At 55.7% G+C, this 14,651-nt stretch carries 9 protein-coding genes; 3 read left to right on the forward strand and 6 right to left on the reverse strand.

All coding sequences use genetic code 11. The features are described 5' to 3' along the window. Positions 1–12: 12 nt before the first annotated feature. The gene (locus ACZA91_RS01405) at positions 13–2,355 is read right to left on the reverse strand and encodes a hypothetical protein (protein ID WP_463184335.1); all 2,343 of its coding nucleotides are present in this window, start codon (positions 2,353–2,355) and stop codon (positions 13–15) included. A gap of 370 nt (positions 2,356–2,725) precedes the next feature. Here ACZA91_RS01405 and ACZA91_RS01410 point away from each other — a divergent pair, with 370 nt between their 5' ends. Together ACZA91_RS01410 and ACZA91_RS01415 are read left to right on the forward strand one after the other, a co-directional pair. Beyond that, positions 2,726–3,520, forward strand: a complete 795-nt coding sequence (locus tag ACZA91_RS01410; protein ID WP_463184336.1) for a ComF family protein — start codon at positions 2,726–2,728, stop codon at positions 3,518–3,520. A 114-nt stretch (positions 3,521–3,634) separates the two neighbouring features. Continuing rightward, on the forward strand, positions 3,635–5,101 hold the full coding sequence (locus ACZA91_RS01415) for a slr1306 family protein (protein WP_463184338.1): 1,467 nt from the start codon (positions 3,635–3,637) through the stop codon (positions 5,099–5,101). A 491-nt stretch (positions 5,102–5,592) separates the two neighbouring features. Here the strand turns inward: ACZA91_RS01415 and ACZA91_RS01420 are convergent, their stop codons facing one another. The 3 genes from ACZA91_RS01420 to ACZA91_RS01430 all read right to left on the reverse strand — a co-directional run bounded on the left by ACZA91_RS01420 (position 5,593) and on the right by ACZA91_RS01430 (position 9,759). Beyond that, positions 5,593–5,910, reverse strand: coding sequence for a DUF6679 family protein (locus ACZA91_RS01420; protein WP_099532785.1), 318 nt, complete (start codon positions 5,908–5,910; stop codon positions 5,593–5,595). A 331-nt stretch (positions 5,911–6,241) separates the two neighbouring features. Next, the gene (locus tag ACZA91_RS01425) at positions 6,242–7,279 is read right to left on the reverse strand and encodes a histone deacetylase family protein (RefSeq protein WP_463184340.1); all 1,038 of its coding nucleotides are present in this window, start codon (positions 7,277–7,279) and stop codon (positions 6,242–6,244) included. 1,656 nt (positions 7,280–8,935) lie between these two features. After that, positions 8,936–9,759 (reverse strand): IS5 family transposase gene (locus ACZA91_RS01430; RefSeq protein ID WP_463184342.1). Its coding sequence is split into 2 segments (ribosomal slippage): positions 8,936–9,381 and positions 9,381–9,759, totalling 825 coding nucleotides; the frame shifts between segments, so codons are not numbered across the junction. 213 nt (positions 9,760–9,972) lie between these two features. Between ACZA91_RS01430 and ACZA91_RS01435 the strand changes: the two genes are divergently transcribed. Further along, the gene (locus ACZA91_RS01435) at positions 9,973–11,964 is read left to right on the forward strand and encodes an amino acid permease (protein WP_463184343.1); all 1,992 of its coding nucleotides are present in this window, start codon (positions 9,973–9,975) and stop codon (positions 11,962–11,964) included. 224 nt (positions 11,965–12,188) lie between these two features. On the opposite strand, the gene ACZA91_RS01440 is transcribed toward ACZA91_RS01435, so the two are convergent. Both ACZA91_RS01440 and ACZA91_RS01445 read right to left on the reverse strand, forming a co-directional pair. Continuing rightward, positions 12,189–13,937, reverse strand: coding sequence for a succinate dehydrogenase/fumarate reductase flavoprotein subunit (locus ACZA91_RS01440; protein WP_463184345.1), 1,749 nt, complete (start codon positions 13,935–13,937; stop codon positions 12,189–12,191). A 20-nt stretch (positions 13,938–13,957) separates the two neighbouring features. Continuing rightward, the gene (locus tag ACZA91_RS01445; RefSeq protein WP_099532790.1) at positions 13,958–14,260 is read right to left on the reverse strand and encodes a hypothetical protein; all 303 of its coding nucleotides are present in this window, start codon (positions 14,258–14,260) and stop codon (positions 13,958–13,960) included. Positions 14,261–14,651: the final 391 nt, after the last annotated feature.

A 14,651-nucleotide genomic window follows, 5' to 3' on the forward strand; every position in this document is an offset into this window, starting at 1 on the left:
TCCAAACATCCGTTAGCGGGCGGGAGCGCGTTTTTTCCATTGGGCGATCGCCTGTTGGGCGCTGGCATAGGCCGCCGTGTTGGGCGGCACTAGGCTGGCCGTTTGGATGGCGGCGGCCAGTTGGTTGGCATTGGCGCGACCTTGGGCAATTTTGAGAATTTCTTGGCTCCAAAGATTGATTTGGTCGCGGGCGGCGGGATATCCCGGTTGGTTCACGGGCACGCTGCGGGCCAGGTCGATCGCCCGGTTATAGCTGGAGGCTTGATTAAGCTGAATTTGGCCGGCGGCTTTTTGCAAAATGGCGCGGTTGTTGGCCTGTTGCTGCTGGAGGGTTTGCCATTGGGCGATCGAGCTACGCGCCTCTTGGTACACTTCACCCCGATCGGGCGCAACAATTTTGGCCGCCGCGATCGCCCCGCCAAAGTCGCCATTGAGGGCCCGCCCCTTGGCCAAATCCAAAATTACCCGGCTCCAGCGGTCGATCGCCTGCTGGGCTTGACCGTAGCCCGGATCTCCCGGTTTGATTTCTCGGGCTCGCAAAATTGCTTTGCCAAATTCCGAAGCCTGATTCGTCCCGATCGGGATCCGTGCCAAGTTCAATTGGTTCACCCCGGCAGGGCTGGCGGCCGGCGGCGCGGGGCTGGGGTTGGGGTTGGGGTTAGGACTGACTGGGGGGCTGGGTTTGGGGCTGGGCAAACCCGACTGAGCAACGGGAGTGGGCTGGGGACTCGCCAGAGGGCTAGCTTCCGGCGGCGGCAACGTCCGGGAGCCGGTGGGGGGCGATGCCCCATTGGCCGGCGCAGGCAGCGGGGTAGCGGGGGGTATATTCGCTCCAAAAGGGGCGGCCGGGCTGGGCGTTGGGGCCGTGATGCTGGCTCCAAACAGGGCCGCATAGTTGCGAGCCACCACGGCCGCCAACAGCACAATTCCTAAAATTCCCAACCAAGTCACCAACTGGCGCGCAAAGGCCAAGTCGCTGGCGCTGAGACCAGCCGTGAGCGAACCCACCAGGGCCAAATCTCGCTGGGACTCGGGAATCGGTTCCGGCGGCAGGGCGTTGGGCGGCGGGGAACTGGGGGAACTGGGGGAATGTGTCGTCTCGATCGGGAGCACGGGCGCGATCGCACTTGGGGGCCGCAAGTTGGCCGACTCCGCCGGGCGATCGCCCACAGCCGATGTGAGGGGATTTGGTTTGGCCAGTCCCGGTTGTGCCTTTTCCGTTGGAACCCAATCATTGGCAAACAGGGCCTCAAAGGCGCTGGGTTCCGTGGCCCAAGCATCAGGCAAATTGGCGGCGGACGCGAATCGATCGAGCGCCTCATCATCCAAAGCCGGACTTTGCACCTGATCTGACCCAAACACGCCCAGTTCTGGCGGTTGGTCGGGTTGTGAATTAGGTTGCAAATTGGGCTGTGAGTTGGGCTGTGAGTTGGGTGGATTGACTGGGTAATCGGGCTGGGGATCAAGCGGTGGATCGCTGGGCGACCCATTTCCCAAGGGGGCGATCGGGGGTTCCACAGCCAAGGCCGGCGCACTGGCCGGAAACACCACAAAGGACTCGATCGGGAGCGGCGGCTCTGGCACCATCCGCCCCACCACCGTTTCATAGAGCCGCTCATGGGGATGGGCAAACACCTGCACCTGGGGCGCAACCTGGCCCTGCTCCTGAGCTAAGGCGCGGGTCGTTTCCCGCAAAAACCGCGAAAGGGCATAGAGATTCATCCCCTGGGATTGGCCCAGGGCCGCCGCCAGGGCCGGAGCCAACAGGCCGCTGCTTTGGCGACCCGCCCCCGGCTCTGCCAACAAAATCGACAACCCCATTTCTTGGGCCAAGAGGGGAATTTCACCGCCCACCGGAGCCAGGTTTTCGGTGGGCGGCCGGCTCAAGTCCAAAACCAGCAGCACTTGCCCACCAGGGCCAACCCGATCGCTCGCCAATTTCAAATATTCACAAACTCGCCGCAGGGGAATCCCCGCCGTTGCCGTCCGATCAAGGCTGGCTTCGATGGGTAGCAAATAATCCCGCTCGCGATGGCTCACCCCATAGCCACTGAAAAAACACCAAAGGGTATCACCGGGGTTCACCAATTCCGTGGCAGCAAAATCCAGCCAATATTCCAGATTTTCGCGATTGGGATAGGTGGGGCGATCGAGCAGGGGCAAGGAGCGATCGCTCAAGATCACGGTTCGATATTGGGTTCCCGCCGAGCCGCTCGTTTGGCTCTGCCAAGCCTGGGCCACGGTGACCACACGGGTCTCCGCTTCGGGCAGCGGCGGCAACAGAGGATATTGACCAATCCCGATCGCGATCGCCCAGTGGGTTTTGCCCTGGGTTGCACTGGAACTCGTCACCATCAAAACCCCTTCGTGCAATGCGTTTGTCTACTGTGCTTGGGTTGGGCTGGTTGTTGTGGCCCTGCTCGATCGTCTTGAATTGTCTTCAATTTTGCCGCCCCGAATTCCGTCGCCCCGGATGTTGAGCACATCTTGAGAGCATCTTGCTCGAGGGCAGAACCCAAGCCAAGCGATCGAACCCATCGAAAAAGTTGCCCAAACCATATCACGGCCGTCCGGCGCTCTGGAAAACGATCGAAATCGCTACGGGATGGCTATCGATTCAGGGGCTGGGATCATCATGAAATTAACGCTTTTCATGTTTATGCGAGATGATGGATTCATTAACTGATTTCAAAACCGATTTCAAGGGTAACGTCTGGGGTGGTCTGTGGCGAAATCTTGGGTGAGCCGATCGATTGAGGCCCTGTCAGATTTAGTTTGGCAGCGATCCTGTGAGCTATGCGATCGCCCGGCCAAGCATCAAGGCCTCTGCCTCGCCTGCGATCGTCGCCTGCTCACCAGTCAACTGCCCCTTGAGCAACGGTGGGGCCGCTTGCCCTCTGCCCTTGTTTCGTCGGCTCCCCTGTTCCTGACTTGGGGGCTTTATGACGGCTCCCTGAAACGGGCGATCGCGGCCCTGAAATACGAAGGTCATCCCAAGCTGGCCGCAACCTTGGGCCAGGGTTTGGGTCGTCTGTGGTTGGAACCAGGAACCGATCGGGCAATGGCAACCCCTTGGCAACAGCTCGATCGAGCGGCCCCTTGGGTGATCCCGATTCCGCTCCATGAAGCTCGACTGCAAAAACGCGGCTTTAATCAGGCGGAATTGTTGGCCAAGCACTTTTGTGATGTAACCGGCCATCGCCTGATCCCCAATGGCCTGCAACGGATTCGGGATACCCAAGCGCAATTTGGCTTAGGCCAGGGCGATCGGGCAGCCAATGTGCAGGGGGCCTTTGCCTTGGGGCCGGGTTTGGGGCAACAACGCCCCCGATCGGTGATTTTGCTGGATGATATCTACACCTCCGGGGCCACGGTTCAAGCGGCCAGCAACAGCCTGCGGGCGGGCGGCTGGACGGTGGCAGCGGTGGTGGTGGTGGCCCGATCGGCCCAGCGTCCCGCTCCCGGAACCCACCCACCGACCCGATCGGCCCCAACGCGCCCGAAACGTAGAGATTCTTAATTGATCGCAACGACCGGAAAACTCGTCCGCTAAAATTCGGTTGCACGGCCGCCGCGCGATCGCCATGGCCGCCGTCCTTTCCCCCTTGCCTACTTCTTCAAAGGAGCCAGATTCATGGCGCTGCCCCTCTCCAAATCCCTGACTGATAAACCCCTTTGGCTGCTGGGTGCGGGGGTTGCCGGGGTGTGGTTGGCGCTGGAGGTGCTGAACCAAGCGCTCCATGGGCTGGGCAGTTGGCTGCCGGCCGGAGCCGTGGCCGTGGGCGCGGGCCTGTGGTTAACGCGACGACGATCGCTCCCGGTGGCCCCGGTGACAGAGCCGAGCACCCTCGATCGAGCTGCTGCGGAACGGGCGATCGCGCGGGCCCAAGGCCTACTGAATTTGGTGGCGGCAGAACTACCCACTTTTGCGGCTCAAGATTGGCAAACCCAACTCGATCGCCTGACCCAAGATTTAGATCGATCGCGCCTGGCCCTGGCGATTTTGGGGGCCCCCGCCGTTGGTAAATCAGCGTTGGTCAACAGCTTGGGCACGGCGGCCCTGGCAATCGACTACCAAGAACTGCCCAGCCTGTTTGTGGGGGGCGAAACCCAAGATCCGATCACGCTGGACTTGGCCCTCCAGGCCGATCGGGCCCTGTTTGTGACAGCGGGCGACATTACCGAAACGGAATACGAAACTTTGGAATGGCTGTTGGCTCACGAGCAGGCCCCAATCGTGGTCTTCAACAAGGCCGATCGCTACCTGCCCGCCGATCGCGACACCGTGTTAACCACGATTCAACATCGGCTCCATGGGCAACTAGCCCCCACCGCCATCATCCCCACCGCCGCCGCGCCAGCCGCGATCAAAGTCCGGAAACATGCGGCCGATGGCACGGTGCGAGAATTCTTGGAGCAGCCGGAGCCGGACTTGGGAGCCTTGGTCACCGGCTTGCAAAACACGCTCATGGCAGAGGGCGATCGCTGGCGGTGGCGCACCACTCTGCGGCGAACTCGGCAAATGACGCAGCAGTGGCAAACCACCCTCAAAGCCGATCGACGCGATCGCGCCATCGGAGCGATCGAGCAAAGTCAATGGATTGCCGCTGCCACGGCCTTTGCCAATCCGTTGCCCGGCCTGGACTTGCTGGCTACGGCGGCGATTAATGGTCAATTGGTGATGGACTTGGGCCAGATCTATCAGCAACGGTTTTCCCTCGATCGGGCCCAGGCGATCGCCCAAACCCTCGGGGAAGTCATGCTCAAGCTCGGGTTGGTGGAACTGGGCAGCCAGGCGATCGCCACCGCCCTCAAAACCAGCGCCCTCACCTACCTGGCCGGCGGCGCAATTCAGGGTCTCAGTGCGGCCTACCTAACCCGAGTGGCGGGTCTGAGCCTGGTGGAACTGTTCCAAGCCCATGTGGAAGCGGAATGGGCCGGCCAACCGGAGGGCGAAAACTGGCTCAGTCCCGATCGCCTGAGCACCATTCTGCGGCGCGTCTTCGAGCAAACCCGCCAAAGCACCATCATCCAAACCCTGATCGACCAAGGGCGCGATCGACTGTTTCCCAATGCTGCAACCAGCGCTGCTCCCAACTAACACCTACGCTGATGGCCTTTGCTTAGAGTCTTTTTGAGCGCACGACCCGGAAACTGAGCAGACCAGAAACCAGCACTCAGAAACCAGCATTCAGAAATCAGCATTCAAAGACACCGGCTGAAACCCGCCCGGCCCACTAGGCCCCCATTTGCTGACCAATTGAGGGACCCAAAAAATGAGGCCCAAAAAATGGGAACGACTGGTTAGCAGTCGTTCCCATTTCGTTATTCAGCTTGATACTCAGCTTGATTGGGCTGGATTCAATTACCGGAATCGAACCCCATTGCTAGTAGCGCGACATCCTTAAAATATTGGGTCAAAGTTGCGGAGCCAGTCGTGATAACAAGGGGCTTAAGCCCCTTGCTGCTTAACGATCAGGTGACGGTAACAGCCATGTCATTTAACCCAGTGAATTAAGGCAGCCATGCTACTAGGGCTAGCTGTGGACAGAAAAACCGGGAAAATTCCCAGAAAATTCCCTCCTCGCCCTGCTACTTATCCGCGTCCTTCTTATCCGAGTGATTGCGAATTTGCTCCGCTTCCGGGCATTCTTCCGCTACGGGCAGATCTAAGACACTGCGCCGAGACACCGAAGCAAGCTTGCGCGTCACCGAACCGATACTTTCGAGGCGCACCATTTCTTCCCAAGCACAGGTTTCGTCGTCCTCTTCGGTTTCGTAGCGCAGGGTCACGAGGTCGCCTTCAATGTCAAGGATTTGTGCGCGCTCGATCCAGCGCTGCTGATCGCGCAGGAATATGCACACTTCCTGTCCGTCACAGCAGAGCTGATAAATCTTGCGGTGTAGCATAGCTTGCCTCTTCTAAGGTGGTGAACTGGCCCCTGCAATTGAGTGGAGTTGCAGTTTCAAAGTTTGATTGGGGGGCAGTGGCTTCACTGGCGCTGCCAAGCAACCATTCAGCGCTAATGACAACCACAGGATCGGGGGAATTTGGCCCAGTCGATCCCCAATCCAACTTCCATGCTGGCCATGATGGCAATTTGCTTGAGTTGTCGGCTGACGATCGAGCAAGCGGGTCAAGATTGCTCGACTGCTTCCCCCATTCTAGGCTACGGGGTTAGCTTTCAGCGCTCCGGGTGGCCAAGCATCCCTACGCCATATCCTAGCGCTTGGCTGTTCGTTAGGACGAGAGACAGGCCAGGATCGTTTCATAGACCGATCGCGCCAGACTGTTGAGATCGTAGCCACCCTCCAACCCCAGCACCATTCGGCGGCTAATGCCCAGGAGCGATCGCGTCAGCCACCCATAATCCTCCGGTTGGAGATGAATTTGCGCCAACGGATCGTCTCGATTGGCATCGTACCCCGCGCTAATGATCAACAAATCGGGATCAAAGTTCCGCAAGAACGGCAACAATTGCGCCTCAACCAAGGCCTGATAGGTGCTGCCGTCGGCTCCCGGGGGCACGGGCAAATTCAACAGTTGATGATCTTGATCGGCAACTCCGGGGCGACCCGTGCCCGGATAGGCCGGTGATTGGTGAATGGAACAGTAGGCAATTTGGGGATGATCCCGCACGATCGCCTCAGTGCCGTTGCCGTGATGCACATCCCAATCCACGATCGCCACTCGCTGTGCCTGGCCCGCCTCCAAGGCCGTCAAGGCCGCGATCGCCGCATTCGCAAACAAGCAAAACCCCATCCCCCGATGGCGCAGGGCATGGTGGCCCGGTGGTCGCGCCGCCACAAACACGGGTTGTCCCGTTGCGATCACCTCGTCCATGCCATCCAACCAAGCCTGCACAGCCAAGCGAGCCACCTCGTAGCTCCGGGCAGAAATGGGCGTGTCAACCTCCAGTTGCCCACCCCCCCGATTGGCTAGCAATCGCACGTGATTGATATAGTCCGGTTCGTGGGCCCGGCGCAGGGACTGGGTGAGCGGGTCGATCGGAGCATCGCTGGCGGGCACTAACTGGGGGCTATGCCAACGGAGCCGATCGGCAAAGGGAGCCGTTTGCAAGGCCGCCACAATTGCCCTCAGGCGATCGGGCCGTTCCGGGTGGCCCCAGCCCGTGTCATGCAGCAAAAACTCATCGCTGTACACGATCGTGACCGTCCCATTGTCGATCGGCCCTGCTGTCACCGGTTGTGCCTCCGCGCCTGCTTCTGTGCGCCCCTCGGCCCGAACCTCAGTATTTGGGGTTTGCTCATTCAGCATTCACCATCTCCCCATAACCCAGTAATTTCACGGCAACCTTTTGGTTTTCCATGCCTATTTTTCTCACAGCCTAGCCAACACAATTGGTCGTGGCTCAAACACCATTCACTCGCTACGTTAACTTGACTTAAAAATACCCAAAACAAGGTCAGACCGATCAGATTTTCAATACCCTATTTCACCATTAACTAATTTCACAGCTCTATTTCTCATATCAAAGTTTCAACATCTCAGCCGCACAGCTCGCTCCAGCAGGTTGATACTCAATATTTGTTTCCTCATGGACTCGATCAGACAATCGTTTTGACATTACCCAGTCAAGGCTACTGAGTTTTCAAGATAATTGATCCATAGGAATTTTCAAAGATCTATCAAAAATCCGATAAATCCAGAGATTTTTAAGAATATTCAACCCAAATCACGAATTAGTGATTGATTTTCGACTGATTGCAAGGTTTTAGGTCGATTATCTTCCTTGATGGGTCAAGTTAAGGCACTCATTTAACTATTTCTTTGGTTGATCTTTGTTTTGATGACAAGTCTAAAGATATCAATGAATTTAAGCATCAATCAAAATAAGTCTTGATTAATCTTAAGATCATATTCAGTTCATTAACCACCTCCCAAAACAACTTTCAATCATGTTTACACCTAAAACAATTTAGCCCTTGTTGATTATGATTGGCCCCAAAACACCAACTCAGGGAATTTATGATTTTGATACTCATCCTCATTTTTCTTCTATATTGATCTCTAGTGTCCTTGTACCTATTCACTACCATCACTGAACCATTAATCAGTTTTTCAGCTAATACTCCATTTTGAATCCCGTTTTTTTGATTTTGGTGCGTTTTACCACCAAGCAGGCCTCAAAAAATACGGAAACTCAAAGCAAGCTCTTGAAGATTGAGGATTTCAATCAACTTAAGGCTTGATTTTGGAGCTTTGTTTAAACTTTGATTGTCAGTAACTCATCTATTAGCGTTAAACTAAGGAGTAGTTAAATTATTTTATGAACTGTTGGATAAACCTTTTTGGTTACCATAGTCACAATTTTTTAGCCACTTTTAATTTTTTAATCACTATTAACAGGATGTTGAACGACTCACATCAGTCCACAACTGATTCCTGATTCAGTCAATCAAAAATCGCCTTTTATTCACTTTTGCCAGTTTTTGCCATTGCAGAAACTTTCAGTGTCTACGGAATTTTTGTGATCCATGTCTCAGTCCTCCCGGTTTGCATTTAAATTGCCCCGCACTTTGGGTTCCATTGAAACTTGGAGTTTTGGTTTCAGCGGTTTGTTGCTTTGGCTGGGAACCGCACCGGCAATGAATGCGGCCTTGGGTCTTGGCTCCCTGTGGGTTTGGATTCCGGGAGCCGTGATTGGCACTTTGCTGAATTTGCAGGTCAGACAGCTTGGGATCCATGACCAAGATCGATCGGGCGGAACGCCAAACTATGCCACTCAGTTACTCCATAAGCTCCCATTTTTAGCCCGCTACAGCGCGATCGGCTATTGGCTGGGTTGGGTATCGGTTCCACCCATGAATGCCATCATTTTGACCGACCTAATTCAGGTCAGCTTGGAACCGCTGGGGGTGGATTGTCCAGTCACCGCTTTTCGCATTTTAGAGCTGATTTATAAAGACAATATTAATCAGCCATCCCCGCTAATCGTTTCACCATCAAATGCATTAAGCAGCCGTAGATCATCCCTTCGCTCGTCTCCGAATACAACTCATAGTCCTTGCTCAATCGCCGAAATCGGTTCAGCCAGCCAAACGTCCGCTCGACAATCCATCGCTTGGGCAACCTCTCAAACCCTCTACCGATTCGGCTGATCACCTCCACGCGCACACTCTCACCACACACACGCTTCACAGCATCCGCAAACTTTTTCCCGGAATACCCCTGATCGACCCAAACAACTTCTAGCCGAGATAGCTTCTCCTTCACTTCCTCTAACACCACAATCGCTCCCAGTCGCTCAGAAGCATTCGCTTCAGTCACCAACACCCCCATTAGGAACCCTTGCGAGTCAACGATAATGTGGCGTTTATGTCCCTTAACCTTTTTGCCACCATCGAAGCCGTAGACCACCCCCTTTTTTCCGTTGTTTTCACCGACTGAGAGTCACCGATACTGACACTAGATTGCTCTGAACGACCTAATTTGCTCCGCAGTTGCTCTCGCATCTGGTCATGCATTTGCTGCCAAATTCCTTTCCGTTGCCATTTCTGGAAGTAATGGTAGACCGTGCTGTAAGGGGGTAAATCGTGAGGCAGCATTTCCCACTGGCAGCCAGTGCGCTGGACGTAAAAGATGCCATTGAGGATTTCTCGGAAATCAACTTCTATCGGATGTCCAAAGCCTTTAGGAGCGGGCAGCAGCGGCTGGAGGAGCACCCACTCATCATCGCTCAAATCACTGGGATAGGCTTTGCGGGTAGGATTGGCAATGACCGGGAGACGACTCATGAGCTGGGTGATACTTCGGGTAGGTCTAGCCTAAAACCGAATTTAGAGCTGCCAAGTCGGCTTTAGCTTCTCTTTATGAATTAGCTCTTATTCACCCTGCTGCCTTATATTGTCACCTTCAGCAACTCCCGAACCGTCGGAATTTTACATGCCTTTTTTGTCATTCCCGCTATTAGCTGCTTATTAGTTTTTTGCCTTCAAGGCTTTAGTTGGTTGAGTTTTTCGCCTCAAAGTCCAGGGCTGTTTGCACCGATTCCTTTCAACCTGGATTTTACAGATTGGGCCAAGTGGTTTTTTGTGGCCATTTATGCGGTCTATGGCTGTGAAACGGCTTCCTCTTTTGTGGCTGACAGTCGCAAACCCCGCCGCACTCTGGATTGCTTGGTGGCCGCTGCGATCGCGCTACCCATTGTTTATGTCCTGGGGTCGTGGTTGTTGGCGCGGTTGGCCATTTCTCCCCGGTTAGGTGACAGCGCCTATTTGCACCTAATGGCGACGGCGGGGCCGTTTTGGGGCAGCCTCACGCCCGGGCTGGTGACGTTTTTGATTGCTTCCGGTTGCCTGCTCAGTTCCGCCACGGCCGTTTCCAACTGCCCCCGGGTGCTTTACCAGTTAGCCCAAGACCGCCATCTCCCGGCCCTGTTTTCGGTGGTTTCGCCGCGCGGAGTTTTGGAGCCGGGCCTGTTATTCACCTTGGGGGTGAGTTTGCTCTGTTTGGCTTGGGGCAATGTGTCGCGGGTGGTGATGGTTACCGGGACGGGTTACCTCAGCGCCATGATGGGCATCCATTTAGGGCTGTGGCTGCAACGGAAACGCCCGGAAGTGCGCTGGCCCCGATGGTCGCTGCTGTTTTTGGTCATGGAGGCGATCGTGTTTGTGGTGGGTGGCTTGGCTTGGGGCTGGCAAGATTGGCTGATTGGCTTGCTGTTGCCCATGGCGGTCGGCGTGGCGGCCCAGGGGGTGGGAAATTGCCCGATCGCCCTCTGTCAGCCGGCCTGGTGGAGTCACCGCTACCGCCCAAGGCCCATCAACATCCAACGCGATTGGGTGGTGTTTCAGGTCACGGTGCTGATTCTGCTGCTTTGTGGCGCGGTCAGCATTGGTTGGTTCGCGCGGGCTGGGTTGGATCGATTTTCCTTCGGCAGCCACGGAGCCGTGTTCAGCATTGTGTTAATTACGGTGGCATTTTTGGGGGTGGCGATCGCCTGTTGGACGAGCCTGTCCCAAATGGCCGCCATGACAGAAGCCCGCGATCGACTGGAACGCACTCTGAGTGAATTACAAAGAACCCAATTGCAACTGGTGCAGTCCGAAAAAATGTCCAGTTTGGGTCAATTAGTGGCAGGGGTTGCCCATGAAATTAATAACCCGGTGAACTTTATCTACGGCAATCTGGAGCATGTACGTACCTACGCTCAGGATTTGTTGAGACTATTGCAGTTATACGCGAAGTACTATCCCGAGCCAGTCGCAGAAATTCAGGAGGAACAAGAGGCGATCGAACTGGATTTTTTAGAGGAAGATTTGACGAAAATTTTGGCTTCCATGAAGGTAGGGAGCGATCGCATTCGCGAGATTGTGTTATCACTGCGCAATTTTTCACGGTTGGATGAGGCGGAATTAAAGGCCGTAGATTTGCACGAAGGCATTGACAGCACAATCACAATCCTTAAGCACCGTTTAAAAGCCAAGGCTAATCGCCCCGCGATCGATATCCTTCGCGAATATGGCAACCTGCCCCCGATCGAGTGCTATCCCGGTCAATTCAATCAAGTGATCATGAACATTCTGAGCAATGCCATTGATGCCCTTGAGGAAGCCACCGCTAGCCGCGATTATCAAGACTTGCAAGTCCAGCGTCAGTGGATTCGGATTCGGACTCGAATTCAAGAAATAGAACTGCCCTCCACCAATCCCACCGGATCTTCGCTGAGTGATAGCAAGTCCAGCACTCGATCTAAGTGGCTAGTGGTAGGCATTGCTGATAATGGCCCCGGTATTCCCCTAGACATCCAACGGCGCATTTTTGACCCCTTTTTCACCACCAAGCCGATCGGGAAAGGAACCGGGATGGGCATGTCCATCAGTTACCAAATTGTTGTGGAAAAACACCAAGGTAAACTGGAATGCTTTTCGCAGGTGGGTGAAGGAACTGAGTTTTTGATTCAAATTCCCCTCAACCTAGGAGCCAAATGTAAATCCTAGTAGCGCGACAGGCTTAATACATTGGGTCAAAGTTGCGGAGCCAGTCGTGGTAACAAGGGGCTTAAGCCCCTTGCTGCTTAATGATCGGGTGACGGTAAAAGCCATGTAAGTTGATCCAGCAAATTAAGGCAGCCGCGCTACTAGGGGTGAATTCCAACCCAAGACCAGATGATTTCAAGGCCACTGAACCCAGCAGGGGTTGAGCTAGGAGATGAATTGGGAGATTAATACTGACGAGCCTGGGGTTCAAACAGGCCTAAGGTCACCGGCATATATTGCAAGTCAATGCCCGAGGGCGACCAATAGGCCAGCGTATGTTTGAGATAGTCCTGATCATTGCGATCGGGGTAGTCCTCACGGCAGTGGGCCCCGCGACTTTCTTGGCGACGTTCAGCAGCGGTCAAAATGGTTTGCCCCACCGTAAAGAGCGATCGCAGCTCCAACGCCTCAATCAGTTCCGTATTCCAACAGGTTCCCCGATCGTCCAGCCTCGTATTTTCGATGCGCTGGGCAATTTCCCGCAGCTTTTCCAGCCCCGTTTGCATCAAGTCCGCTGTCCGAAACACCCCGCAATATTGGGTCATGGTGTCTTGGAAATCTTGGCGCACTTGGGCGATCCGCTCTGGCCCTGAATGCCCCAACAGAGCCTGGAGTTGGGCCCGGGCCTCCGCCAGGTAGCGCGATCCGTCCAAGGATGGCAACTTGCGCCCGCTGTCTAAATATTGGGCGATCGCCCGACCCGTGCGCCGGCCAAACACAATGCATTCCAATAGGGAATTACTGCCCAGGCGATTGGCCCCATGCACCGACACACAGGCCGCCTCGCCCGCCGCAAAACAAGCTTCCACAAACCCGGTGCTACTGCTGCGAACCCGCCCATTCACATCGGTGGGAATACCGCCCATGGAGTAATGAATCGTTGGGCGCACCGGAATTGGTTCCTCCACCGCATTCACCCCCAGCAGGCGATGGGCCTCTTCCCAACAAAAGGGAACGCGGCTCATGATCGTTGCTTCGCCCAAATGTCGCAAGTCCAGATGCACAAAGGGGCCGCCCGCGCTGCCATCGAGATGAATGCCTCGCCCCGCTAGCAGTTCCTTAACGATCGCCCGGGAAGTGATATCCCGAGGAGCCAACTCCATGCGGCTGGGGGCATAGTCCGCCATGAATCGATCGCCCGCCGCATTGCGCAGGTAAGCCCCCTCACCCCGCACCGCCTCCGACACCAACACCCCCACCGGATAAAGCCCCGTGGGGTGAAACTGCACAAACTCCATATCCTCCAGGGGAATGCCGGCCCGAGCAGCCATGGCCAGCCCGTCTCCTGTGGAGGCGTAATCGTTAGAGGTGGTGTTGAAGGCGCGGCCATAGCCCCCCGTGGCCAACATCACAGCCCGGGCCCGGGCCAGCACTGGCTGGGAATCCCGCAGATTAAACATCACCAGGCCCTTGGCCTCGCCCTCTTCCACGATCAGGCGCATCACATACCACTCTTCGTAGAGCGTGACCCCCATTCGCTTCAGATTCATCACCAGCTCATGCAAGATGGCATGGCCCGTTTTGTCGGCCGCGTAGCAAGTGCGCCGGTGGGAATGGCCCCCGAAGGCCCGCTGGGCAACGCGCCCATCTTCCAGGCGCGAGAACAACACCCCCAAACGTTCCAAGTCCACCACCACTTCCGGGGCTTCTTGGGTGAGGATGGCCACCGCGTCTTGATCCGCGAGGTAGTCGGATCCCTTTACCGTATCGAAGGCGTGGGCTTGCCAGGTGTCTTCGGGATCCACGTTGTTCAACACGGCGGCCATTCCCCCTTGGGCGGCCACCGAGTGCGATCGAATCGGGTGGGTTTTGGCCGCCAATCCGATGCTGAGTTTGGGATTTTGGCGGGCAATTTCCAGGGCTGCCCGACAGCCGGCCAGCCCGCCCCCCACGATCAGAACATCGTGAATTAACTCGTTTAGCGGCTCATTCATGGGCAGGCCCCCCAATTGTCCTAAAGAGCCTGGGCCGGTTGGGTGGGTTCGTAGCCGCCACCAGTGGCCAAGTCCGCCGCCGCGTCCACCGCCACAAATTCAATGTGGTTCAGCAGGGTGGTGACAAAGGCGAACAACAGGAAAGGCAAGGATAGCACCAAAATCAACCCAACCATGGACAGGGCATACAGGGGCTTGCTGGCTCCCAACAGGGCGAGCGCGCTGGCCAGGCTCAGGAAAATCACGATCAACCAAGCCATGATTTGGCCGTAGATGTCCCCAAAGGTCAGGGTGCAGCGAAACTGATAGCGTTGTGGGTTCATGGTTCGATTCGATGGCCTGCGGATTGCCAGATTGAACACTATCTCCCCAGCCTAAGGGGGGCTAAATCGGAGCGTCCATAGTTGTCGATGTTTCTCAACAATTTTTCTCGAATTCGTTTCAAATCCTTGCGTTTCTCAAGTTCTCTTGACAAGATTTCGGCAACTCTAGAAACCCTTGAATTTCTCGAAAAGCTGAAAATTCCGAATGTTCTGAAAACTTTGGAAGTTTTTGAGAGTTTCCGAAATGTTTGGGATCTGGCGTTTGGGATCTGGCGTTTGGGATCGGGTGTTAGGACGTTGGTGCTGGGAATGATCTCGATCGACCCGAGGATGGGTGAACAGTGGCCGGCGATCGCTACGCGCTTTCCTAGGATCGTGTTGAAATAATGAT

The sequence above is a fragment of the Limnothrix sp. CMB-01 genome, assembly GCF_055193175.1.

Excerpts from the sequence above, each read along its gene's own strand:
- ACZA91_RS01420 (WP_099532785.1), bottom strand. The coding sequence starts at position 5,910 with ATGCTACACCGCAAGATTTATCAGCTCTGCTGTGACGGACAGGAAGTG.
- ACZA91_RS01445 (WP_099532790.1), bottom strand. The coding sequence starts at position 14,260 with ATGAACCCACAACGCTATCAGTTTCGCTGCACCCTGACCTTTGGGGAC.
- ACZA91_RS01440 (WP_463184345.1), bottom strand. The coding sequence starts at position 13,937 with ATGAATGAGCCGCTAAACGAGTTAATTCACGATGTTCTGATCGTGGGG.
- ACZA91_RS01415 (WP_463184338.1), top strand. The coding sequence starts at position 3,635 with ATGGCGCTGCCCCTCTCCAAATCCCTGACTGATAAACCCCTTTGGCTG.
- ACZA91_RS01425 (WP_463184340.1), bottom strand. The coding sequence starts at position 7,279 with ATGCTGAATGAGCAAACCCCAAATACTGAGGTTCGGGCCGAGGGGCGC.
- ACZA91_RS01405 (WP_463184335.1), bottom strand. The coding sequence starts at position 2,355 with ATGGTGACGAGTTCCAGTGCAACCCAGGGCAAAACCCACTGGGCGATC.